Source organism: Variovorax sp. 05L425 (assembly GCF_056397705.1).
The window spans coordinates 44,153-64,656 of record NZ_JBFTNY010000014.1 but is presented as its reverse complement, the minus strand read 5'-3'; the positions used below and the strand labels follow the sequence as shown (position 1 = coordinate 64,656).

Genomic DNA, 20,504 nt, shown 5'->3' with positions numbered 1-20,504 from the left:
AATTCAAATGCACGTCGTGAGCAGCAGCGGCGGGCCGAGGACCAGCACGGTGCTGGCGAAGGCCACGATGGTCGTCCAGACGATGACCTCGTGAAGAAAGCTTCCGGTGTTGCCGGAGCCTGCGTCCGGCGCACCTCTGGCGAAGTTGCGCCACATCCACCCGATCACGAGCAGGTGCGCGATGAACACAATGACGAGGCTCCAGCGGAGGGCGTCGGCCGACCAGCCGAAGGCGCAGCCGATGGCATGCAGCGCGTAGAGCACCGACAGGGCAAGGCACCATACGCCGAAGCCGCCCGCGAGCCACCAGATGCGGCGGGGCGGGACGATCACGTTGTTCATGGCCGTCCCCCGAGCACCGTCACCAGCGTCGGCAACGCAAGCACCAGGCCCAGCGCGATGATGCCCGTGACCAGCGTGTAGTGGACCCAGAGTTGCGTCAGGCGCAGGTCGCTGGAGCGCCGCTGGGAGACGTACCCGTTGCGAATGCGCTGGAAGTTGCTGAAGAGAAACAGCAGTCCGGCGCCCGCATGGAAGGCGACATAGCCCAGCAGCACCGAGGCCGTCGCGCCGAGCGCATGCTCGCGCGGATGCGGCGTGACGCCCAGGATCATCTCCACGACCGCTGCGACGGCCGCGATCAGCGCGATGGCGGTGAGTGCCATCCAGCCCGACGCCTTGCCGCTGGTTGTCAGCACCTTGAGCGAGCCGCGCGTAGAGAATGCCGCGACGATGAGACAGGCGATGGCGCCGAAGGCGAGCGGCCAGCTCGGCGTGGGCGGCGTCATCTTCTGCCAGTCGCCGCCGGCGAGCCAGAGATAGAAGGTGCCGAACACCAGCGAGGTGAACAGCGTGCCGTTGGCGAAGAGGGCGCAGACCAGCGCCAGGTAAGACGGTGTGCTTGCCACTTCGGTGTGCGGCGGCACTTCGACGCCGAGCCCGACCGGCAGCGGGCCGTAGTCGCGCGGCAGCCCCGCGCGACTGCCCGCGTAGACGAACAGGCCAAACGTGACCAGCGCCAGCGCGAGCGAGAGCCAATAGGCCTTGAACAGGAATCCCAGCACCACGCCGCCCGTGATGATGGCGGTGACCAGCGGGAGGTAGGTCGGATTCGGCAGCACGATCAACTGGTCTGGCTTGCCGCTCGTGATGTGCACGCCGAGCGCCTCCTGCCAGCCGTTGCGCGCGAATCCAAGGTAGCCCTCGCCGCGTGCGAGCGAGATGGCAAGCTCGCTCTTTGGGAGGTCTTCGGTCTGCGGACCCACGTGCGGGATCGAGGCGAACGCATACGGTGCCGGCGGAAGCGCCATCGCCCATTCGAAGGTCGTGGCTTTCCAGGGGTCGCGACGCACGCGGCGCCCGTAGCGCAGCTGCACCACCAGGTCGATGAGGAGCAGGGCGAAGCCGATCGTCATCACGAAGCCTCCGACGGAGGACAACAGGTTGAGCCAGTTCCAGCCTTCGTCGCCGCGATAGGTGTAGATGCGTCGCGGCATGCCCAGCAGGCCCGTCAGGTGCATCAGGAAGAAGGTCATGTTGAAGCCGATGAAGATCAGCCAGAACGCAGGCACCGACAGGCGGTGCACCGCGGTGCGCCCGGTGACCAGCGGCAGCCAGTAGTAGAGCGCGGCCATCATCGGGAATGCGAGCGCTCCGGCCACGACGTAGTGCATGTGGGCGACGACGAAGTAGGTGTCGTGCGCCTGCCAGTCGAAGGGAACCATTGCGAGCATCACGCCGGTCAGTCCGCCCATCGCGAAGATGAAGAAGAAGCCGAAGATGTAGAGCATCGGCACGCCCCAGCGCGGCTTGCCGTGCGAGAGCGTTGCGAGCCATGCGAACACCTGCACGGCAGTCGGCACCGCGACAATGGCCGACCCGGCCGAGAAGAAGGCGAGCGCCAGGTGCGGGATGCCCACCGTGAACATGTGGTGCACCCAGATCCCGAAACTCAGGAAGGCCAGCGCGATGATGGCGACCACGATCGCGCGATGGCCCACCAGTTGCCGGTTGGCAAAGACCGGGATCATCGTCGACAGCACGCCGGCCATCGGCAGGAAGATGATGTAGACGTCCGGATGGCCGAACAGCCAGAACAGGTGCTGCCATAGCAGCGAGTCGCCGCCGCGCGTCGGGTCGAAGAAGGGCAGGCCGAAGGCGCGTTCGAGCTCCAGCAGGATGGAGCCCAGGATCAGCGGCGGGAAGGCGATGATCATCATCAGCGCCGTCACGAGGATGTACCAGCCGAAGATCGGCATGCGGTCGAGCGACATGCCCGGCGCGCGCATCTTCAGGATCGAGACCGTGATCTCCATGGCGAGCGACAGCGCCGAGATCTCGACGAAGGTGATGCCGAGCAACCAGATGTCGGCGTTCACGCCCGGCGTGAAGACGTTGGAGCTCAGCGGCGTGTACATGAACCATCCGCTGTTGGGCGCAACGCCCAGGACCAGCGAGACGGTGACGATCGAGGCGCCGAAGAGATAGCACCAGTAGCCGTAGGCAGTCAGCCGCGGAAAGGCGAAGTCGCGCGTGCCGAGGATCTTCGGCGTCAGGTAGACCGCGAAGCTTTCCACCATCGGAATCGCGAAGAGGAACAGCATCATCGACCCGTGCACCGTGAAGACCTGGTTGTAGGTCTCGGCGTCGAGGAAGCCCGAATGCGGCGTTGCAAGCTGCACCCGGGTCAGCATGCCCAGCACGCCTGCGATGAGGAAGAACACGAAGGACGTGAGGAACATCCGCATTCCAAGGACCGAGTGGTTGACTGCGGCGAGCCGCTGCCATCCCGGCCCCGTGGCCCATATCCGGCTCAACTGGCGATGCAGCCGCAGTGCCTGCGCACCTTGCGGTTGCGGGTTGACGGATCCACTCATTTCTTCGCCTCCGGTGCTTCGAGCGCCTGTGTCAGAGCCGCGGAGAAGTCCTCCGGTCGATGGACGATGACGACGAAGCGCATGCCCGCATGGCCGAGGCCGCAGAACTCGTCGCAGGTCCCTTCGTAGCGGCCGGGCTGGTCGGCCTGGATGCGCAGCCGATTGGTCCGACCGGGCACTGCGTCGATCTTGCCGGCGAAGCGCGGCACCCAGAAGGCATGGATCACGTCCTTGCTCGTCACCACCATGTCGACCGGCTGGCCCGCGGGCAGAAGCAGGACGTTGCGCGTCTCGGCGCCGCCGTGCTCGGGATAGCGGAAGGTCCAGAACCATTGCGCTCCCACCGCCTCGATGCGCTGCGGCGGCGCGCTGCCCGGCAGAGGCAGCAAACGTTCGCCAGTCACAAGGCCGTAAGCCAGCAACGGCAGCAGGACGATCGCAGGCAGCACGAGGCCACCCAGCACGATCCAGCGCATCGGCGGGACACTGGAGCCCCATCCCGGGCGCCTGATGACCTGGATGAAGATCCCGACGACGAGCAGGAAGAGAACGGCGGAGCCGATCAGCATCACCCACCAGAGCGTGGCGATGGATGCGGCGGCCGGCCCGGAAGGATCGAGTGTCGACAGCGGTCCGCTGCAGCCCGACAAGGCGGCCAACGATCCGGCTTGGAGCGCTGCGCGCAAGACGCTACGATGACCGCCGATCGACTGCATTGACTGCATCCGCTGCAAAGGAGAAGAAGCATGGCGAGCAAGAGCGACGGCACTTCGTCCCAGAGCGAAGTTCTCCTGGAACTGAAACGGCTCGATGTCGGCTCGGCCGTCGCGGTGATCGGTCATCCGATCCACGTGATGCTGGTGCATTTTCCGGTCGCCTTCGTGGTCGCGACACTCGGTGTCGATGTCTTGTACTGGTGGTCGGGCGACGTCTTCTGGCTGCGCGCAGGTGTGTGGGCGTCGGGCATGGCGTTCTGGAGTGGCGTGGCCGCGAGCATCGTCGGCACCGGCGAACTTCTGCTTGTCCGCGGTATTCGCTTGCATGAGGCCAGCTGGTCGCATGCCGTCGCTGCAATGACGCTGGTCGCGATCGCCGGTGCCAGCTGGGGCCTGCGACTGACCGACCCCGCATCCGTCTTGCCGCACGGCCTGGTGCTGTCGGCCATCGCTTCGGTCATGGTGGGCTTCGCCGGCTGGCACGGCGGCAAGCTGGTGTTCGATCATGGCATCGGCATCCTTGTGTCGCCGAAGGACTGATGCCACAAACGCGAGAGCCCGCCGGGCTCGAACAGGTGCGCCGCGAACATGTTCGAGTCGATGTGAGGCTTGGCCAGCACGACCCAAAGGATCGCGGCAATCAGCACCACATAGGCGACGGTGAGCGCCACGAATGAGAAGCGGCCGAAGTGGCCCTTCGGCATGAACAGCTGGTGCATGACCAGGCCGGCCACGACGTGCAGCATGGCCATGAGACCGACCAGCACCATCTTCACGGTGAACCATTCCACGAAGGTGGCCTGCAGGAAGATGAGCGCCGTGCCGGTGCCGATGGCGATGAATGCGGCGGGCGACGTCATCTCCACATAGACCAGTCGCGTGATGCGGTGCAGGCGGTCGAGGTCTCCACCCTGCGCGAGCCCCTTGCGCTGCCAGAACAGAAACGGCAGGACGATCAGCCCTCCCGACCAGACTGCAATTGCAGCGAGATGGGCAAACTTGAGAAAGGTCGTCACAGGGCGGGCTCGCTGGGTCGAAGGCTGGACCATGCAAGCCAGAGCCCCACGCCGAGATAGGGCAGCATCGCGGGCACCCACATCAAGAGACCCGCGAGCTGCTGGTCGGCGATCGGCGTGAAGCCCCAGGACACCGTGCTCGCGATGTGCACCGGATACAGCGGCACCGAAGCGAAGACGATCAGCGCGCCGAGAAGGCCCATCTGCGCGATCGTCGCGACCAGCGCCATCAATGCGGGGCCGGTCGGCGTCGTGGTCGACAGGACGGCCCGCCACAACAGCCATGCGCTGCCCAGGAGCGAAAGCTGCATCAGCCAATAGGCCGGCACGCTCGCAAGACCCCAGGCATAGGGCCCGGGTGCGTGCCAGAGCCACAGCACGACAGTGTGGGCAGCGACCAGCATGGCGATTGCCGGAGAGCCCGCGCGCCGCACCGGAAAGGCCCGAGCCAGCAGCGGCGCGACGACGGCGACGAGCAGCATGTGGTGGAACACCCGCGCCGAGAACAGCGCCGAGGACAGCGCGCAAAGCGGCGAGACGAAGACGATGAACATCAGTCCGATCGCGGTCCAGCCTGCACGCGCGTCGGACGATTTGCCGCGGGCAACCATCACTGACAACGCGACGAGCGCCGCCAGCAGCAGCGGGTCCGTATTCCAGCGCGTCCAAAGGTCCGCAGGGACCGGCGCGGGGCCGCAGTAGGCGATTGCGAAATCCGGCGTCACAAGACCACCCTTTCCCCCGATTTCGGCCTCGCAGGTGATGCGGCGGCCGCCTTTGAGTGTCGGACAGGATAGTAGCTGTCACGCGAAGGCTCAAGCTTTGTATGAAGCCCTTGACAAACTCGAAGGTTGGACGGCTTCCGGTCACCGTCGGTCGCCGGTCACGGCGGCGGTTGCAGTTGCAGCTTCTCGCGGATCGCCCGCGCTGTGAACGTCGTCTTCATCCCGAGCTGGTCGGACACCTCGGCGTCGCTCATGCCGCCGCGAATCAGGCGTGCCGCATAGGCGTTGCGCACAAGCTGCGGCCCATGGAATGCGGCCTGGTGGCCCAGCGCCTCGAGCGTGCGCTTCACGCAGCTCGTCACGACGCGCTCGGCCAGGTCGGGCGCTACCGGGCTGCATGCGGCGCCGAGGCCGCCTCCGATCAGGTCAGCCGATTGCACCTTTTCGGCCTGACCGAGAAACAGGCGATTCGAGCGGCGACCGCCTTCTTCGTGATCACGCCGAGTCTGGACGATCTGCAGGCCGCTACGCTGGTCCAGCCAGCCTTGCAGGGCTTTTGCCAGCATCGACCGACCGGCCAGCGCGCGTGTGGCGACCTGCCGATGTCCCGGCGAACGGATTACCACCGTGCCGTCGTGTTGAATGGTGATGTTGCGCGGGATGAGCTTGCAGACTTCGGTGAGCTTCAGCCCGCACTCCGCCACGATCAGGCGCAGCGCGAAGTTGCGTGCCGGCGTCCACGCGTTCGGGAGCAGGGCGCGTTCCTCGTTGAACATCTTCCTGGCCATCTTCTCGTAGTCGATGAGGAAGGCCGGGCTGGGAGGGAGCGGCGGGTCGGTCTCGAACCGTGTCTCCGGCCTGCTGCGCTTTCGGGCCAGCACGGCGGCGGCCGGGTTGCTGTCAACGACGCCTACCGCATGCAGATGCGTGAACACGCGGTTGATCTCGGCGAGGTAGGTCCGCATGGTGCGCACACTGGCCGGGGCATTGCCGCGGCCCTCGAGCGCTTGGAGGAAGGACTCGATGTGCGCCTGTTGGACTTTGTCGAGTCTCAGCGATCGGCCCGCTAGCCAACGGCAGAACTTGCCCCAGAACGAACGGTAGAGGTTATTGCTGTGCTCTGTGTAGAGGGGCGCGTCGGCATCGTTCGTTTCCGTGCCGCGCTTCCAACTCAGCGTCGAGCGCCATTGCCGATGGGCTTCGATGGGGTTCTGCAACCATGGCAGGTCGTCGGCCTTGGCGGAACTTATGGCGATGGTGCGTGACATGCGGTATCCGATGGGGGATCAGATGCGCGGTATATCACGAATGAGTGAATCAGTTGGGCGCTTGCGAGAGCCATTTCTTGTAGACGGGAGGGGGTGGCGCGGGGGTGGGTAGAGCGTGTCGCTCGAGTGGGGTGGAAGGTATTGTGGGTTGTTTGCTTAATGATATACCGCGCCAACACGCGATAGCCTACTTGTTCCAGCGCATCTTGCGCTGCGCCCGGACAGCGCCCTCTCAGACCTCGGACCACATCCGCAGCAGGTTGTGATACTGGCCTGTCAGCGCCACCGTCTCATCGCACTCGCCCACGCGGGCGCGCAGCTTCTGGATCACCTGGTCCAGATCGAAAAGCATGCCTCTCTGGCGATCGTCGCGAATCATGCTTTGGAGCCAGAAAAACGAGCAGATACGCTCGCCCCGAGTGACGGGGTGCACGCGATGGAGGCTTGTCGACGGATACAGGATCAGGTCGCCGGCAGGGAGCTTGACCTCGTGCGTGCCATAGGTGTCGACCACCTCGAGTTCACCGCCGTCGTAATCGTCCGGATCGCAAAGGAACAGCGTGCAAGAGAGATCGGTCCGCAACTGTTGGCCGGTGCCTGGCACCATGCGTACCGATCCGTCGACATGCAACCCGTAGTGCTCACCGCCCTCATAGCGGTTGAACATCGGCGGCACGAAGCGAAGCGGCAGTGCCGCGGAGAAGAAGAGCTGATTGCGAGCCAGCGCACCCAGGATGGTCTTGCCGAATTCCCGGCCCACAGGCGATTGCTCGGGCAACTGTCGGTTGCGCTTGACCCGGGCGCCTTGCGCGCCGACGGATTCCCGCCCATCCACCCAATCGGCCGCATCCAGGGCAGCACGAATCTCGCGAACCTGCTCCGCACTCAGAACGTCGGGTACATGCAGCATCATCTTGCAGATTCCTCGGAACGAAAAAGCCCCGACCGTGAGGCCGGGGCACGAGTGTCGCACCGCTCAGGCGCGAACTCGTTGATCCGCGTCAGAACGCGAAGTTGGCCGTCAGGCGTGCAGAGCGCGGAATGCCCGGCGTGTAGCGGTAACCGCTCTTGTTGATGGCCGAGACGTATTCCTGGTCAAACAGGTTGTAGATATTCAGCTGAAGCTCGATGTTCTTGGTGATTCGGTAGGAAGCCATCGCATCGAACACCCAGTAGGCTTCGGCGTAGGCCGGGGTGCCGATGGCGCCGTCGGTACCGCGGCTCAGCTTGCCGTTGTAGCGCGCACCGCCGCCGAGTGTCAGCCCGAACGGGAATTGATAGCTGGTCCAGAGCGTGAATGCGTTCTTGGGCGTGTAGGTCAATACGTTCTCGCCGCTGGCCGTGATCGCGGGACCACTCAGCACTTCCGTATCCATGGTCGTGAAGCCGGCGCTGACACCCCAGTTGTCGGTGATTGCCCCCGCCGCGCCGAGTTCAATGCCCTGCACCCGCTTCTTGCCGGTCTGGTAGTACTGCAGCGAGGTCGGATCCTGCACCACCTCGTTCTTGATCTCCGTACGGTAGAGCGCAGCCGTCAAAGCGAGCTTGTTGTGCAGTACGTCCCACTTGGTGCCCACCTCGTAGGTTGTGCCTTCCTGGGGCTTGAAGTCGGTCCGCGAGGCGCTATTGCCTGTGCCGCTGGCCGCCAACGCGAAGTTGGCGCCGCCCGGGGGCTGGGCCGAGGTGCCCCAAGCAGCGTAGATGCTGCCGTTCTCCGCGGGCTTGTACACCACGCCGAGCTTGCCGGACCACAGGCCGTCGGAGGTCGACAGCGACGAAGGGATCAGCGTTCCGACTGGCAGCTTCGGATTGGCGGCGGCAGTCGACAGCGTCGAGGCACGGTAGTCAGTGCTGTAGTGGTCGTAGCGCACGCCGCCGGTCAATTGCCATTGCTCGTTCAGCTTTGCGGTGTCGAACGCATACAGGCCAACGGTGTCGGTGGAGCCGACGCTGTCCGCGCCGCTCGGTGTACGGCGGAAGCCGATGACGTTCGGGTTGGGGTTGTAGAGGTTGGCTGCCGGCCAGGCGCCGGTATTGAAAGGCGCGCCCGAGGCGGGAGTGACATTGGGGCCGAAGAAGCCCAAGCTGGTCTGCTCTTCGCGGATCAATTCCAGGCCGGCGTTCATCGTGTGTCCGACCGAGCCCGTGTTGAACTTGGCGGAGACGTTGGTCTGGTTGGTGAACAGCTCGTTGGTCTGGTCCTTGTTCGTGGGATTGCTCCGCGCGATGGTCCAGGTGTTCGGGTTCGCGACGACAGGGGTCAACAGGTTCGCCGCCGAACCCATGAACGAGGTCAGCATGTAGTCCTGCGACGTCTTGCCGTAGCGGGTCGTGTTGCGCAGGATGACGTCGGGCGTGACGTTGTGTTCGACGCGCGCCGTGAACATGTCGGCGGTCACATTGTTGAAGTCCGAAGTCGTGCCGTAGAAATTCGACGGGTCCACCGGCGACGCGAAGCTCAGGAATTGCCGCTTGGGATCCGGACTCGTATAGCCCGGCAGACCGACGGTCGGCACACCGCCATCCGGCACTCCACTCTGGTCCATGTGCAGATAGTTGAAGTAGAAGCGCGTCGGCGTGTTCAGACCGATCGCAATCGACGGTGCAACGCCCCAGCGCTTGGTGGTAATTTCATCGCGGCCGGCCACGCCGGAGTCATCCATGACCGCGTTCAGGCGGAACGCCGCGCCCGAGCCGTCGGTATTGGTGATGACCTTGTTCCAGTCGATGGTGCCGCGCTTGTAGTCGCCGCTGCCGAAGCCGATGGAGCCCAGGAAGGCGTCTTCCATGTTCGGCTGCTTGGAGATCATGTTGATGTAGCCGGTCGGCGAGGTGCGTCCGACGTCGGTGCCGGATGGCCCCTTCACGACCTCGACCTGATCGATGTTGAACACGTCGCGCGTGATCGAGCCCATGTCGCGGATGCCGTCCACGAAGATGCTGCTCGAGGCGTCGAAGCCGCGCATGTAGATCGAGTCGCCCGTGCTGGTGCTGCCGTTCTCGCCGAGGTAGAAGGCGCCGGCGCCGGGGGTATTGCGCAGGGCTTCGGACAGCGTCGTGGCGCCTTGCTCTCGCATCAGCACTTGAGGAATGATCTGGACGGTCTGCGGCGTGTCGACGAGCGGCGCTGTGAACTTGGGACTGGCCGAGTTGTCGACCTTCAACTCAGTGGCGGGGGTGTCCGCTTCGACGCGAACTTCCTTGAGGGTGTTGGTCGAGGTCTGCGCGGAAACGGGCAGTGTCAGTGCAAAGAGAGTGGCGGCTGCGGCGCTGCCGAACGGGGGCAAGGCGCGTGCAACAGCATGCTTGCGGCTCTTGATGTAGGCCATGAAGGTTCTCCGAAAAGGAAAGAAATGAGAACTTCACTGGCGGGTCCCGACGAACGCCGGCTAGGCGTCTGGGATTGGCTGGGTGAGCTGAGTCGCGATGAAATGCGAGTCCGATGCAAATGATAATGACTCGCAATACAAAACTTCACCTGCCGTTCATCTTTGTGTAGAAATTCAGGACGATTTGTTGCGCAATGTTGCTAGCAAGCAACGACGCGTGCGATTTCAGTAGACGTCGCGCCGATAACGGCCCTTGCCCGCGAGCTCACTCATTCGCTCTGCACCGACGATCTGGCGCAGAGCCGCGTCGACGCCGGATGCCATCCCCTGCATGCTCCCGCAGACATAGATCGCCGCACCTCGGTCGACCCAACCACGCACTTCGTCGTGGGCCTGGAGCAGGCGATGCTGCACGTAGATCCGCTGCTCCTGGTCGCGCGAGAACACCATGTCGATCCGCTTCAGGACGCCCTGATGGCGCCACGCCTCGATCTCATCGCGGCAGAGGAAGTCGTACTCCGCGTTGCGCTCACCAAAGATCAGCCAGTTGTCGTTCTCCTTCGCCACAACCCTTGCGCGAAGATGGCCGCGCAGGCCGGCCAGGCCCGTCCCGTTGCCGATGAGGATCAGCGGGCGTTCGGCATTGCCGTCGAGTCGGAAATTGCGGTGCGGCCGGATACGGAATTCCACTGTGTCGCCAATGGCCAGTGTCGAGGTCAAAAGCCCCGATGCGGCGCCGAGCGAACCGTCGGGATGCCGCTCCTGGCGAACGAGGAGTTGCAGTTTGCCATCGGCGCACACCGAGGCGATCGAGTAGTCCCGGGGACTGCCAGGATCCTTTGCGAGCGTGATCTGCGCAATGTCTCCCGATTCCCAAGTTGGCAGCGATTCGGCCAAAGGCGCAAAAGCCAATTCAAAGACGGGCGCGCCCGCGCTGCCCGCATTCAGCAAAGTGCGCGCAGCGAGACGCCAGCGTGTCGCCGTGCCCGAGGGAGACGCGGACGGGATGGAAACCGCTTCAACGCCGCTGCATTGGGCCTCCCAGGCCGCGAGCGTGGCCGGATCTCCGTTGTCGACTTCGATCCGGCCGAAATGCCGAATCGCACCTCGGGCATGCAACCACTCGTCGAGCAGGCGGCCGAACGCGCAGAAATTGGCGTACTGACGATCTCCCAAGGCAAGGACTGCATACCGGAGAGAAGAGAAGTCAGGTGCGCTGCCCATCACTTGCTCGGTGAAAACGCTCGCGCCGTCCGGTGGGTCGCCTTCGCCGTAGGTGCTGGCGATGAAGAATGCCCGGCGCGCGTTGCGCAGCGTGTTGGCGTCGACCTTGTTGAGCGGCATCAACTGCGCCGGCATACCGCCTTCATGGAGCCATCGCGCCGTCTGCCATGCCAGCGCTTCGGCCTGTCCAGTCTGGCTTGCGAAGAGTACGAGTGCAGCTTCGCTGGTGTCACTGCCGGCGAACGCCGAGGCTGCTTGCGCGTTGGCGATTCGCATCTGGCGCTGCCGGAAATACACAGCCAGGCACAGCATCGTGTACGCGAGCGCGGTCGCGCACGCGGCCAGCGCTCGCACCGTGGGCTCGCTCATGCGGCACGCGCCCCAGCCGGCCACCACTCGCTCGTTCGCTCGATGTAACCGGCGCCCTCGCGCAGTACGAACAATGCGGGGATCTTGTGCCGCCGCGCGAAGGCGAGCCCTTCGTCGAGGCCCAGCACGGTGAGCACCGTCGCGAGCGCATCTGCCTGCATGCATTGCGGGTGCAGCACGGACACGGATGCAATCGCATTGCACAAGGGTTCACCCGAGCGCGGATCGATGGTGTGCGACCAGCGCCGCCCACCGCGGTCATGCACATGCCAGCGATCCCCCGACGTGGCGATGGCCATGTCGGCCAGTGCAATCCGCCGAGTCAGCCCGGGCATCGTTTCGATCATCACCTGCCATGGCTCGCCGCCGGGCCGCCGACCTGCCGCGCGAAGTTCTCCCCCGATCTCGACCAGGAAATCGCGGAGACCTGTATCGTGCAGGGCGGCAGCGACATGGTCGACCGCGAATCCCTTGGCAATTCCAGAAAGGTCGAGGGTGCAGCCGCCGGGCTGCAGGATCGAGCGGTCCGCCTCGTCGACCTTCAAGCGTTGCCATCCCACGCGCGCACGCGCCGTGGCGATTTCAGCTTGATCGGGCACAGCCACTGACGCGGAAGCGTGTGGCCCGAATCCCCACAAAGCAACGAGCGGGCCAATGGTCGGATCGATGGCTCCGCCACTCGCCGAGGCCCAATGAATTGCACACGCGAGCACTTCGGCGAACTCCGCTTCGATGGCGTGCTGGCTGCCCGCGGTGGCCCGGTTGAAGCGGCTGATGTCCGATTCGGACTCCCAGGTGCTCATCTGCGCGATCACGCGCTGCAACGCAGCCTCCACGTTCGCCCGGACGGCGGGGAGCGGCATCATCGCGCGATTGTCCATGCGCACCGACCACGTCGTGCCCATGCTCCGACCCGCCAGGGTCTGCAAGGTGACGGGGTCGGCTCGTCGCGGCGCGGCGGCGTTCGCATAGCCGCCCGCACGCCACGTCGCGAATGAAATGCGCTGCGCGGGCGGGTTCTCCAATGGGCTCAGGGCATCACTTCCAGCGTTGCGGCGTAAGTCAGACGCCGCTCCTTGGCCTGCGGTACCGAGGTCTTGCCATCCTTGGTGGTGGCTTCGAGCCAGTACATGCCAGCCTGCGGCCACGTCACGGTGAACTGTCCCTTGGCATCGGTCTTGATCGCGACCTCGTCGACCTTGTCGCGGTAGCGCGTGTTGCCGGGCGTCACGTTGACTTCGATGTCCTTCGCGGGCTGTCCGTCGATCTGCAACGCAAAGGTGGCCTTCTCGCCCTTGACCAAGTCCGTCGGATTGGCCGCGACAAGCTCAAGGCCCTTTCCGATCGGCTTCAGCGTGCTCGGCTTGCCAACCGTCACGAAGGTCTCGATGCGTCCTGCCGATTGCGTCACCTCGACCTCCTGCGCGTCGGCCGGAATCTGACCGGCGATGCTGGCAGGCGTACCGCGGGCACGCTTCACCTGGCCGGTGGCCTTGTCCTTCCAGCGCGCGAAGACGCCATCGTTGAGCACCGCGATCCGATAGGTACCGGGCTGCGCGAGGTTCAGGTCGAACACGCTGCGCAGCTTGCCCTTGTGGATGTTCTCCGCCGCGACCGCACTGCCGTCGGGCGCCGTGATGCTGAGGTTGTCGAGTCCGAGCGGGTTGTGATTGAAGAAGAACAGATCGTTCGAGACGGCCGCATCGACCGTGATCCAGTCTCCCTTGGACAGGACGGTGCTCGACGGCAGCAGCCACACGTTGTGTGCCTGGACCGCGGCAGTGCCGGCGGAAAGAGCAAGCGCGATGGCCGCGGTACGGAAAGCAGACTTCATGGTGAATCCCCTTGGTGGCTAAGTAATGATCAGATCAGGGCCGGAGTTCGAGCTTGATGTCGCCCAGTTCGCTGTTGCCCGTGACAGCGGGCTGATCGCCCTGCGTCGGCGGCCACTGGAAGGGGATGCTGACGATTTCGCGTCCGCCCACCTCGCGCGCCGCTTCGACGTAGAGCTTGTAGGCGCCCGGTGCAAGCTTGGGCAACGCCACCGAACCCTCGGTGAAACTGAGCTCATGCTTGCCCACCGGCCGGGTCGCGCTGCTCACGCCATCGACGGGCATCTGCAATTCGCGGCCCGTCCGCCGCCACCACTGGCGCAAGTCCTTGAGCCACTTGGTGCCTTCGCCCTCGGCATTCCCCTTGTTCTTGATGTCGTACCAGACGGCAAGCGTCGTCGCGACCGATTGGTCGGGGCGCTCGATCCAGGCAGCGACATAGGGGCGGTGGTACTCCGCGACATTGAGGCGCGGGACTTCGATGTTGACCGAGAGACCCGCCGCAAAGGCCGGTGCGCCGAACAGCGCGGCGAGGGCGAGCGAATAGCGAACTTGCACGGAAACCTTTCTCCTGAGATCAATGGATGAACAGCAATGCGAGCAGCATCGGTATCACCAGGCCCATACCCACCATCGGCCATGTGAAAGGCCGGTTGCCGGCGTGCATCTTGAGGATGAACAAGCCTGTGATCGAGAACACCAGCGCGGCGGCCGCGAAGATGTCGATGAACCAACTCCAGGCCGCACCTGTGTTGCGGCCTTTGTGCAGATCGTTCAAGTAGGACAGCCAGCCGCGATCCGTGCGCTCGTATTCGGCCTCCCCATCGGCAAGGCCGACCCGCAGCCAGGCGTCGCCGCCGGGACGCGGCAGCGAAAGATAGATTTCGTCATCCGACCATTCGGCTTCGCGGCCCGAGGTCTCGATGGCCCATTGCCGGCGCACCCACGCCTGAAGTTCGTCGGGGAGCTCCGACTTGCCCTTCCGCGCCTTGACCGCGGAAGCCTGCTGCACAAGTCGCTCGCGCAATGCGGAATCAACCGTGCCCGTACGACTCGTGATGCGGGGTTTTGCCTCGATGCCTGCTGCGTGATTGAGCGTGAATCCCGTGACGGCGAACATCATCATTCCAATCAGGCAGACCGCCGAACTGACCCAATGCCATTCGTGCAGGGTCTTGAGCCAATAGGCGCGGCGGCGGTTGTCAGGAGACGTGGCGATCATTTGAGGCGCCGATTCTAGTCTCACAAATGAGAATGAATGTTATTCGCGGAAGTGACTTTGCCCTGAAAAATGGTCATACCCGCCCGTGAAGCCCTGAACCTGCCGATATATGACGCTATGACATTGATAGCAGATGAAGTTTGGTAAAGGCGAGGATGGCGGGGCGCATACTGCAACCGTCATGAAGCTGGATCCGTTCGTTCGCGTCGATGAAACGCCTTTCTCGGCCTCCAGAGAAGAGATCGTGAAGACCAGAGGCCAGCCGAGGACCACATGCCGGAACGACATCGGACTCCATGAGCTCGACTACGAATCCGTCGTCTACCGATTCCAGGACTGCGGCAGGTTGGAAGAGATCACCCTGAAAGCACCCGTGGTGAATATCGGCAATCTGTCAGTGCCGTTTGCCGCACTGGCGTCCTTCATTCGAATCACGGATTCGACGGTGTTCGAGAAAGCGGGCTTTCTCATTTCTCCGAAGTTCGGAATCGCCTTCGTTCCGGATGAGCCCTTCTGGGTCACCGCACTCGCCGCTCACTGCATTGACGCGTGGCGCGAGATTTAATTTGCCGCTTCCGTCGGCAGACGCACTGCACTAACGATCGCGATCACTGTTGCGCGCTACAACACGAACGGCACAAATCGACGCGTACGGCGCATGTAGTCCTGGTACGCTTCGCCGAAATGCGCGAGGCACTCTTGCTCTTCGCGAAACGCCGTAATGAAGAGCAGGGCCGTCGCCGTCATCGCCAGCACGAGCCCCAGCCATGTGAACCGCTGGAGGAAGATGCCCCACGTCAGGCAGATCAGCGCGGTGTACATCGGGTGGCGAATGAAGCGGAACGCGCCGACAGTCACCAGACTGGTCGTCTTCTCGAATCCGATCAGGGCGTCATCCTTGCGTGCTTCTTCACTCGGATGACCGAAACGCCTCAACAGAACAAACGCGTGCAGCGGAAGCCAGATCGAGGTGATGAAGAGCACCAGCGCCACCAGTTGCCGCGGCGTGAGCGGATCGTCACCCCACACAGGCAGGTTGATCCAGATCAGCCCGAGGATGCACTCCCACGCAAAGAACCGATAGAAGCCGTGAGACCGCGGACGCCTGATGGCTCCGCGCGACAAGTAAAGGAGCGCCGAACTCACGACGACGAAAGTGGGTCCGTAGGCCGCAAAGGGGAGAAGCATCCGCTTCGTTGGACGAAACTTGAGAAGACGGTCAGTCGGCAACGGCCGGATGGCGCAGCGGGGCCACCGGCAGATGCACGGTGCGATGCAGGAAGGTCGACTCCGGCTCCCCGGCGCGCAGTCGCGCGACCAGCTCGTCGGGATCGAATTCCACGCCGATCGGATTCTGCGCGAACCCCGGGCCTTCCATGAAGGCGCTGGCCTCCTCGTTGGTCGAATAGGCGTCGACCTGAAACTCCATCCGGTTTCCGTCGGGGTCCCCGTAGTACAGCGACACGGTGATGCCGTGATGCAGGCACCAGTACGGCAGGATGCCGAGCTCCTTCAGTTGGGCGTAGTTCTCTGCAAGGTCGCGCAATGACGCATAGGTGTAGGCCACATGATCGACGCCGACCAGGTCCTGCCTGCGCCTCGGTCCATCCGGCGCGAATACCGAGAGGTTCAGGAAAGCGACGCGATGGTGCTCGTCGTCATAGCTGACGAAGGCAAGCCCCGGGTTATGGTGCCGGATCTTGGCGTCCAGCACGGTCTGATACCACCGGATCATCTCGTCGAAACGATAGGTGCGATAGACCACGTGGACGAACTTGGCCGGACGGATGCGGGGCGCTTCTGTCATCTCGATTCCCATTCAAGTGCTGCGAGACAGCAGCGGACACTAGCATCTTCGGATGTATTTTGGAATGCGTACTCGCGATCCAAGATTGACTTCGCCTAACGCCGCCGACATCATCGGCGGCGCATGAACGCCTCCCTTCCCGCGATACGCATCTGGTCGACCAACCAGGTCGCCGCCGCCGCGCGGCTAGATTACTTTGCCGATGCGGTCTCGTCCTCGCTGACGCCCATGTCGGTGCACGGGGCGGCAAGCGGGCCGTTCCACGCTCACGTCAGGATGGCCGAGCTCGGCTCGATCACCATCCTGCAGACAGGCGGGAGTGGGCACAAGGCGGTCCGCGGGCATTCGGAAATCGCGCGAAGCAGCGAGCACAGCTATCACCTGATCGTGAACCGGAGCGCGCGCTGCGATCTCGAGCACCGCAGCAACATCCGGCTGTTGGCGGGCGACGCGGTGCTTGTCGATTCGCGCTACGGCCATCGCTTCGGGCTGGGCGACGACCATGCGCACCTCCACGTCAAGCTGAGCCCTGACTGGCTGCGCACGTGGGTGCCCAATCCCGATGCCCTGCTGGGTCGTGCCTTGCCGCGCGAATCGCCTTGGGGTCGGGCGATGGTCGCCTTTGCCAGGGAGCTTTCGCCCGAGCTTGCCGTGTCGTCGCCGTTGCCCGCCAAGGTGCTTGCCGATCAGATCGGATCGCTTCTGGCGCTGACGGCCCACGAGCTCACCGCCGCCCAGGTGCCGGCATCGCCGTCAACTGCGGGACTGCGCGAGCGCATCCACGATTGCATTGCGCAGCGATGCACGGAGATGGAACTCGATGCGACCCAGGTTGCGAGCTCGCTCAATGTCTCGCAGCGCACTCTGCATCGTGCGCTGGCAGCGCATGGAGAGGCCTTCGGCACAGTCCTCATCGTGGCGCGTTGCGAGACGGCCATGCGCATGCTCCAGTCGCCGGCAATGGACCGCCTCACCCTCGAACAGATCGGTCGCCGCGCGGGCTTTCGCAATCCTTCGCATTTTTCGCAGACGATGCGACGCCGCTTCGGCGTGAATCCAGGTCAGATCAGAAATCGTCGCGCCTGATTTCGGCCGGGGTGCGCCCATGCAGGCGCCGAACGGCCCGGGACATCGCGGCAGTCCCCGAAAAGCCTGCGCGCGCAGCGATCTCCTCAACGCCGATGGACCGGAATGTGCGCGATTCGAGCATACGTACGGCCGAGTCCACGCGCGCCGAAACCAATACGGCTTGGAAGCTCTCGCCGAATGCGAGCAGCGTGCGCTCAACGGTCATTGCAGGTTGCCGCAGCGCGGCGGCCACCGCGTCGACATCGAGCAGAGGATCGGTGCAACGCAGTGCGATGCAAGCTTTGATCTTTTCCCGGAGCGCGCTTTCGGCAGCGGATGGTTTGCAGGCAGAGTCGCCAACCTGCGCGCCGATCAGCGACAGCAGTGCGCCCAATTGATCGGCAACGAGCCGTGGTGCGATGGGCGCCGTCGACACCCATTGCGGTGACAGCGCCGAGGCGAAACTGGCCAGCGCGTGGCCCCACCCGGCGTCCCTGGGGATGACGCGGCCCACGAGCATGCGCGGGTCCGGCAGCCATCGATGCACCCAATCCTCTTCGAGCTTGAGGTGGATCACGTCGAAATCGTGGTGAATGTCGATCTCGTGCCCGAAGCGGGAGTCGGTCAGCACGGCGTCGCCGGGCCGCAGTTGCAGCCGCGTGCGATGTTCGATGGTCCATTCCGTCGCCAGATTCACGATCAGGTGGTAGGTGTGCACCAGATCGCGGCGCAAGTCCGTGGCGCGGCGGAACGAGCGGTGCGCCGTTCCGACCTGCCGGATGACGGTGAGTCCCTCCAGCGTGACCGATTCGATGTCCGTTTGAAGCAAGAGCGGCGTGTCGCACGCCGCATGCATCGGTATCAACGCGGACGACAGTGCCTCGGAGAAATACTCGAATCGTTGCGCCGCCGGCACCGCCTGGGTGGACCAGCGCACCACCTCCAGCGGGCGACCAGGACTCACTGCCGCGCGCCGAACGAGATGGGATACGCCGAGGTCCTCAGCGTCAGCATGGGATCGGCGGCTTCGATTCCTGCGTGCGGCTGCCCCGGGAGAAAGAGCGTCTGCTTGTCCGTTGCCGGGTCGGCGGCCAGCGACTTGATGGTGATGGTTCCCAGCTTGGCGAGCTTCCGGTTGTCCGGCCAGGCGATCGATGGGTCATCGATCTTGTCGCCGCTGTCGGCGACCTGGGCATACCAGTCGAAGACGACAGGACCTTTCGCGACGCGCTGGGCGAGTTCTTCGCGCAGGTAATCCGGCCCTTTCGCCTTGGCCTCGTCAGGTGACAGATAGTGCTCGCCCGCACGCGGAACGAAGCGATAGCGTACGTGGGTCGACTTGCCGTCAACGTTGGTGTACTTGACCGAGTTCACACCGAAGTAGGCGGCCGTTGCATAGGAAACAGGCGGCGGCTTTTGCGTCGTGAGGAAAGTCTTGGCGACCGGATGCGTGGCCAGGAAGCGCTCCACCGGTGTCGGGTGTTGGGCATCCGGCCCGCTGGCTCCGACACTGCGCAGCAAGGCCGCGAACTCGTCGCTGTTCGACGTCGGAAATCCGTTGAAACTGTGCGTGACCACGTCGAAGGCTTCACCGTCCTTGGCCTTGATCTTGACGGCGAAGCCACGCGGGTTCGCTTCGGGGATGTTGTCAGGGACGTCCGGAATACCGGTGAAGTCCGAGAAGCGCACCGTCACCGGGTATACGCCACCCGCGAAGATCGGTGCCTTGGAAAGCGCCTTGGCGCCCTGGGCCGGCGCGAAGCTGCCTTGAAGGATGATGCCTTTGGCGTGGACCGCGCGGGCATGGTGCTCGCCGAAGGCCGTGTGCAATGCGTCCACAAGGTCCTTTGGTGACTGGTTCGGAACTATCGTCTCCGGCGCGGCAGCAGCCGGAATGGGCAGCGTTGCGGCCATCAGGCCACTGATGGTCAAGGCAACAGCGATGCTGAGTTGCGCCGCTCGAAGAGGCATCTTGTTGAGGTCGTCGGCCGGATCGCACATGGTAGGAACTCCTTGCAGGTTGGGCCGCACCGTCGCGGCGAGAGTCATTCTTCGCCCAAAGCGCGCGCCGGTTTGTGCTGAAACTGCCAGCACACCGACGTGTCTGTCCTCTGCGTGCCAAACTCTCCAACAGGCATGTATGCGTCGATACGCTCGGCCCGACGCGACGCCGTCGCCCAGCATCGGAGGTCCCATGGAAACACTGAATCGCGTGACGCATGGAGATCCCGTGATTCATCTCGACCCTCCGCGTGGCGGCCTTGCGCCACGCGCACTGCGACGGGTCCGTGAACACGGGGAAGCGCGTCTCGCCGAAAAGATCGACCTCGCGACGATGGCCGGGCTCGCGGGCCTTTCGCCGCCGCATTTCGCACGTGCCTTCAAGCAGAGTGTCGGGACGCCGCCTTATCGCTACGTGCTGCGGAGGCGTATCGATCTCGCGACGCGCCTGCTCGAGAACACCGACCGCCCGCTCGCCGACATCGCGCTCGATGTCGCCTTCTACTGCCAGAGTCATTTCGCGCGGACCTTCGGCATCTGGTCGGTGAAACGCCGCGTGTCTATCGCCGCAAGCACCGCCGCTGACACGGTGGCTGCGGGTGCCTTCAGTTCAAGGCGTTGGGCTGTTCAAGAAGCGGGTCAGCGCATCCCTCGTCGCTTGCAGCGCCTCTTCCATCAGCCAGTGGCCCGCGCCCGGGACCACCACACCTTCCACATGACTGGCGACCAGCCGCCCCTGCGTGACAAGGAACTCGCGGGATGCCTTCTCGCCGCCGAGCACGAGCATCGGCATGGGCATCGGTAGCGGCGGTCGGCTTCGGGAATCGAATGCCCTGGAGTCGGCCGCGAAGCCGTTCCAGAAGTGCTCCAGATAGATGCGCTCGCGGCCTTTCACGAGTTTTTCCGGTGTCTCTCCGTAGAAGTTGAAATGCCACTTGTCGCGCAACAGCCAGACTTTCTGCCAGTCCCCGACGCCGGGCAAGAACGCGTCCATCAGCACGATGCTCTCGACCTCCGCCTGCGGCGCCCGCGGGTGCTATCAAGAAATGCG

Annotated in this window: 21 protein-coding genes and 1 pseudogene; 4 read left to right on the top strand and 18 right to left on the bottom strand. The window is 64.2% G+C overall.

Features of this window, described 5'->3' with window-relative positions:
• Positions 1-3: 3 nt before the first annotated feature.
• From AC1DN9_RS16920 to coxB, 3 genes are read right to left on the bottom strand one after another with little or no spacing between them, the layout of a single operon-like run.
• The gene (locus AC1DN9_RS16920; protein WP_478102163.1) at positions 4-342 is read right to left on the bottom strand and encodes a hypothetical protein; all 339 of its coding nucleotides are present in this window, start codon (positions 340-342) and stop codon (positions 4-6) included.
• On the bottom strand, positions 339-2,876 hold the full coding sequence (gene ctaD / locus AC1DN9_RS16915) for a cytochrome c oxidase subunit I (RefSeq protein ID WP_478102161.1): 2,538 nt from the start codon (positions 2,874-2,876) through the stop codon (positions 339-341). Before ctaD ends, AC1DN9_RS16920 begins: the two co-directional genes overlap by 4 nt.
• Positions 2,873-3,592, bottom strand: coding sequence for a cytochrome c oxidase subunit II (gene coxB / locus AC1DN9_RS16910; protein WP_478102159.1), 720 nt, complete (start codon positions 3,590-3,592; stop codon positions 2,873-2,875). The genes ctaD and coxB overlap by 4 nt, the downstream gene beginning before the upstream one ends.
• A gap of 30 nt (positions 3,593-3,622) precedes the next feature.
• On the opposite strand from coxB, the gene AC1DN9_RS16905 reads away from it, so the two are divergent.
• Positions 3,623-4,132 (top strand): DUF2231 domain-containing protein, encoded by a 510-nt coding sequence (locus AC1DN9_RS16905; RefSeq protein ID WP_478102157.1) that lies wholly within the window; start codon positions 3,623-3,625, stop codon positions 4,130-4,132.
• On the opposite strand, the gene AC1DN9_RS16900 is transcribed toward AC1DN9_RS16905, so the two are convergent.
• From AC1DN9_RS16900 to AC1DN9_RS16855, 10 genes are all read right to left on the bottom strand, one after another.
• Positions 4,096-4,608: a CopD family protein gene (locus tag AC1DN9_RS16900; RefSeq protein WP_478102156.1), complete on the bottom strand. Its 513-nt coding sequence runs from the start codon at positions 4,606-4,608 to the stop codon at positions 4,096-4,098. The genes AC1DN9_RS16905 and AC1DN9_RS16900 overlap by 37 nt on opposite strands.
• Entirely contained in the window at positions 4,605-5,333 is a 729-nt protein-coding gene (locus AC1DN9_RS16895) for a cytochrome c oxidase assembly protein (RefSeq protein ID WP_478102154.1), read from the bottom strand. Before AC1DN9_RS16895 ends, AC1DN9_RS16900 begins: the two co-directional genes overlap by 4 nt.
• A 158-nt stretch (positions 5,334-5,491) precedes the next feature.
• Entirely contained in the window at positions 5,492-6,601 is a 1,110-nt protein-coding gene (locus AC1DN9_RS16890; RefSeq protein ID WP_478102152.1) for a site-specific integrase, read from the bottom strand.
• 232 nt (positions 6,602-6,833) lie between these two features.
• Entirely contained in the window at positions 6,834-7,514 is a 681-nt protein-coding gene (locus AC1DN9_RS16885; protein ID WP_478102150.1) for a Fe2+-dependent dioxygenase, read from the bottom strand.
• Positions 7,515-7,602: 88 nt separating this feature from the next.
• Positions 7,603-9,930, bottom strand: coding sequence for a catecholate siderophore receptor Fiu (locus AC1DN9_RS16880; RefSeq protein WP_478102148.1), 2,328 nt, complete (start codon positions 9,928-9,930; stop codon positions 7,603-7,605).
• Between the two features lie 225 nt (positions 9,931-10,155).
• Positions 10,156-11,523, bottom strand: coding sequence for a sulfite reductase subunit alpha (locus tag AC1DN9_RS16875; RefSeq protein ID WP_478102146.1), 1,368 nt, complete (start codon positions 11,521-11,523; stop codon positions 10,156-10,158).
• Complete coding sequence (locus AC1DN9_RS16870; protein ID WP_478102144.1) at positions 11,520-12,548, bottom strand: FAD:protein FMN transferase; 1,029 nt, start codon at positions 12,546-12,548, stop codon at positions 11,520-11,522. The genes AC1DN9_RS16875 and AC1DN9_RS16870 overlap by 4 nt, the downstream gene beginning before the upstream one ends.
• Positions 12,549-12,553: 5 nt before the next feature.
• Positions 12,554-13,357: a DUF4198 domain-containing protein gene (locus AC1DN9_RS16865; protein WP_478102143.1), complete on the bottom strand. Its 804-nt coding sequence runs from the start codon at positions 13,355-13,357 to the stop codon at positions 12,554-12,556.
• Positions 13,358-13,391: 34 nt separating this feature from the next.
• The gene (locus AC1DN9_RS16860) at positions 13,392-13,913 is read right to left on the bottom strand and encodes a DUF2271 domain-containing protein (RefSeq protein WP_478102142.1); all 522 of its coding nucleotides are present in this window, start codon (positions 13,911-13,913) and stop codon (positions 13,392-13,394) included.
• A 19-nt stretch (positions 13,914-13,932) separates the two neighbouring features.
• On the bottom strand, positions 13,933-14,577 hold the full coding sequence (locus tag AC1DN9_RS16855) for a PepSY-associated TM helix domain-containing protein (RefSeq protein ID WP_478102141.1): 645 nt from the start codon (positions 14,575-14,577) through the stop codon (positions 13,933-13,935).
• A 181-nt stretch (positions 14,578-14,758) separates the two neighbouring features.
• Here AC1DN9_RS16855 and AC1DN9_RS16850 point away from each other — a divergent pair, with 181 nt between their 5' ends.
• Positions 14,759-15,142, top strand: a complete 384-nt coding sequence (locus AC1DN9_RS16850; RefSeq protein ID WP_478102140.1) for a hypothetical protein — start codon at positions 14,759-14,761, stop codon at positions 15,140-15,142.
• Positions 15,143-15,198: 56 nt separating this feature from the next.
• On the opposite strand, the gene AC1DN9_RS16845 is transcribed toward AC1DN9_RS16850, so the two are convergent.
• Together AC1DN9_RS16845 and AC1DN9_RS16840 are read right to left on the bottom strand one after the other, a co-directional pair.
• A complete protein-coding gene (locus AC1DN9_RS16845; protein WP_478102138.1) occupies positions 15,199-15,765 on the bottom strand; it encodes a methyltransferase family protein in 567 nt (188 codons plus the stop codon).
• A gap of 31 nt (positions 15,766-15,796) precedes the next feature.
• Positions 15,797-16,384: a VOC family protein gene (locus tag AC1DN9_RS16840; protein ID WP_478102136.1), complete on the bottom strand. Its 588-nt coding sequence runs from the start codon at positions 16,382-16,384 to the stop codon at positions 15,797-15,799.
• 123 nt (positions 16,385-16,507) lie between these two features.
• Between AC1DN9_RS16840 and AC1DN9_RS16835 the strand changes: the two genes are divergently transcribed.
• Positions 16,508-17,470 carry a helix-turn-helix domain-containing protein gene (locus AC1DN9_RS16835; protein ID WP_478102134.1) on the top strand — a complete coding sequence of 321 codons (963 nt, stop codon included), beginning with the start codon at positions 16,508-16,510 and terminating at the stop codon, positions 17,468-17,470.
• Here the strand turns inward: AC1DN9_RS16835 and AC1DN9_RS16830 are convergent.
• Together AC1DN9_RS16830 and AC1DN9_RS16825 are read right to left on the bottom strand one after the other, a co-directional pair.
• Positions 17,451-18,416 (bottom strand): AraC family transcriptional regulator, encoded by a 966-nt coding sequence (locus AC1DN9_RS16830; RefSeq protein WP_478102132.1) that lies wholly within the window; start codon positions 18,414-18,416, stop codon positions 17,451-17,453. The genes AC1DN9_RS16835 and AC1DN9_RS16830 overlap by 20 nt on opposite strands.
• Positions 18,413-19,453 carry a catalase family peroxidase gene (locus AC1DN9_RS16825; protein ID WP_478102129.1) on the bottom strand — a complete coding sequence of 347 codons (1,041 nt, stop codon included), beginning with the start codon at positions 19,451-19,453 and terminating at the stop codon, positions 18,413-18,415. Before AC1DN9_RS16825 ends, AC1DN9_RS16830 begins: the two co-directional genes overlap by 4 nt.
• Between AC1DN9_RS16825 and AC1DN9_RS16820 the strand changes: the two are divergent.
• A pseudogene (locus tag AC1DN9_RS16820) lies at positions 19,347-19,973 on the top strand (helix-turn-helix domain-containing protein); the annotation flags it as partial. The gene AC1DN9_RS16825 and the pseudogene AC1DN9_RS16820 overlap by 107 nt on opposite strands.
• Before the next feature lie 90 nt (positions 19,974-20,063).
• Here AC1DN9_RS16820 and AC1DN9_RS16815 read toward each other — a convergent pair.
• Entirely contained in the window at positions 20,064-20,453 is a 390-nt protein-coding gene (locus AC1DN9_RS16815) for an alpha/beta fold hydrolase (RefSeq protein ID WP_478102381.1), read from the bottom strand.
• Positions 20,454-20,504: the final 51 nt, after the last annotated feature.

What these genes read in the sequence shown, in the direction of transcription:
- AC1DN9_RS16905 (WP_478102157.1), top strand. Translation starts at nt 3,623, where the DNA reads ATGGCGAGCAAGAGCGACGGCACTTCGTCCCAGAGCGAAGTTCTCCTG.
- AC1DN9_RS16880 (WP_478102148.1), bottom strand. Translation starts at nt 9,930, where the DNA reads ATGGCCTACATCAAGAGCCGCAAGCATGCTGTTGCACGCGCCTTGCCC.
- AC1DN9_RS16865 (WP_478102143.1), bottom strand. Translation starts at nt 13,357, where the DNA reads ATGAAGTCTGCTTTCCGTACCGCGGCCATCGCGCTTGCTCTTTCCGCC.
- AC1DN9_RS16875 (WP_478102146.1), bottom strand. Translation starts at nt 11,523, where the DNA reads ATGAGCGAGCCCACGGTGCGAGCGCTGGCCGCGTGCGCGACCGCGCTC.
- AC1DN9_RS16850 (WP_478102140.1), top strand. Translation starts at nt 14,759, where the DNA reads ATGAAGCTGGATCCGTTCGTTCGCGTCGATGAAACGCCTTTCTCGGCC.
- AC1DN9_RS16845 (WP_478102138.1), bottom strand. Translation starts at nt 15,765, where the DNA reads ATGCTTCTCCCCTTTGCGGCCTACGGACCCACTTTCGTCGTCGTGAGT.
- ctaD (WP_478102161.1), bottom strand. Translation starts at nt 2,876, where the DNA reads ATGAGTGGATCCGTCAACCCGCAACCGCAAGGTGCGCAGGCACTGCGG.
- AC1DN9_RS16840 (WP_478102136.1), bottom strand. Translation starts at nt 16,384, where the DNA reads ATGACAGAAGCGCCCCGCATCCGTCCGGCCAAGTTCGTCCACGTGGTC.
- AC1DN9_RS16890 (WP_478102152.1), bottom strand. Translation starts at nt 6,601, where the DNA reads ATGTCACGCACCATCGCCATAAGTTCCGCCAAGGCCGACGACCTGCCA.
- AC1DN9_RS16825 (WP_478102129.1), bottom strand. Translation starts at nt 19,453, where the DNA reads ATGTGCGATCCGGCCGACGACCTCAACAAGATGCCTCTTCGAGCGGCG.
- AC1DN9_RS16920 (WP_478102163.1), bottom strand. Translation starts at nt 342, where the DNA reads ATGAACAACGTGATCGTCCCGCCCCGCCGCATCTGGTGGCTCGCGGGC.
- AC1DN9_RS16855 (WP_478102141.1), bottom strand. Translation starts at nt 14,577, where the DNA reads ATGATCGCCACGTCTCCTGACAACCGCCGCCGCGCCTATTGGCTCAAG.
- AC1DN9_RS16835 (WP_478102134.1), top strand. Translation starts at nt 16,508, where the DNA reads ATGAACGCCTCCCTTCCCGCGATACGCATCTGGTCGACCAACCAGGTC.
- coxB (WP_478102159.1), bottom strand. Translation starts at nt 3,592, where the DNA reads ATGCAGTCGATCGGCGGTCATCGTAGCGTCTTGCGCGCAGCGCTCCAA.
- AC1DN9_RS16885 (WP_478102150.1), bottom strand. Translation starts at nt 7,514, where the DNA reads ATGATGCTGCATGTACCCGACGTTCTGAGTGCGGAGCAGGTTCGCGAG.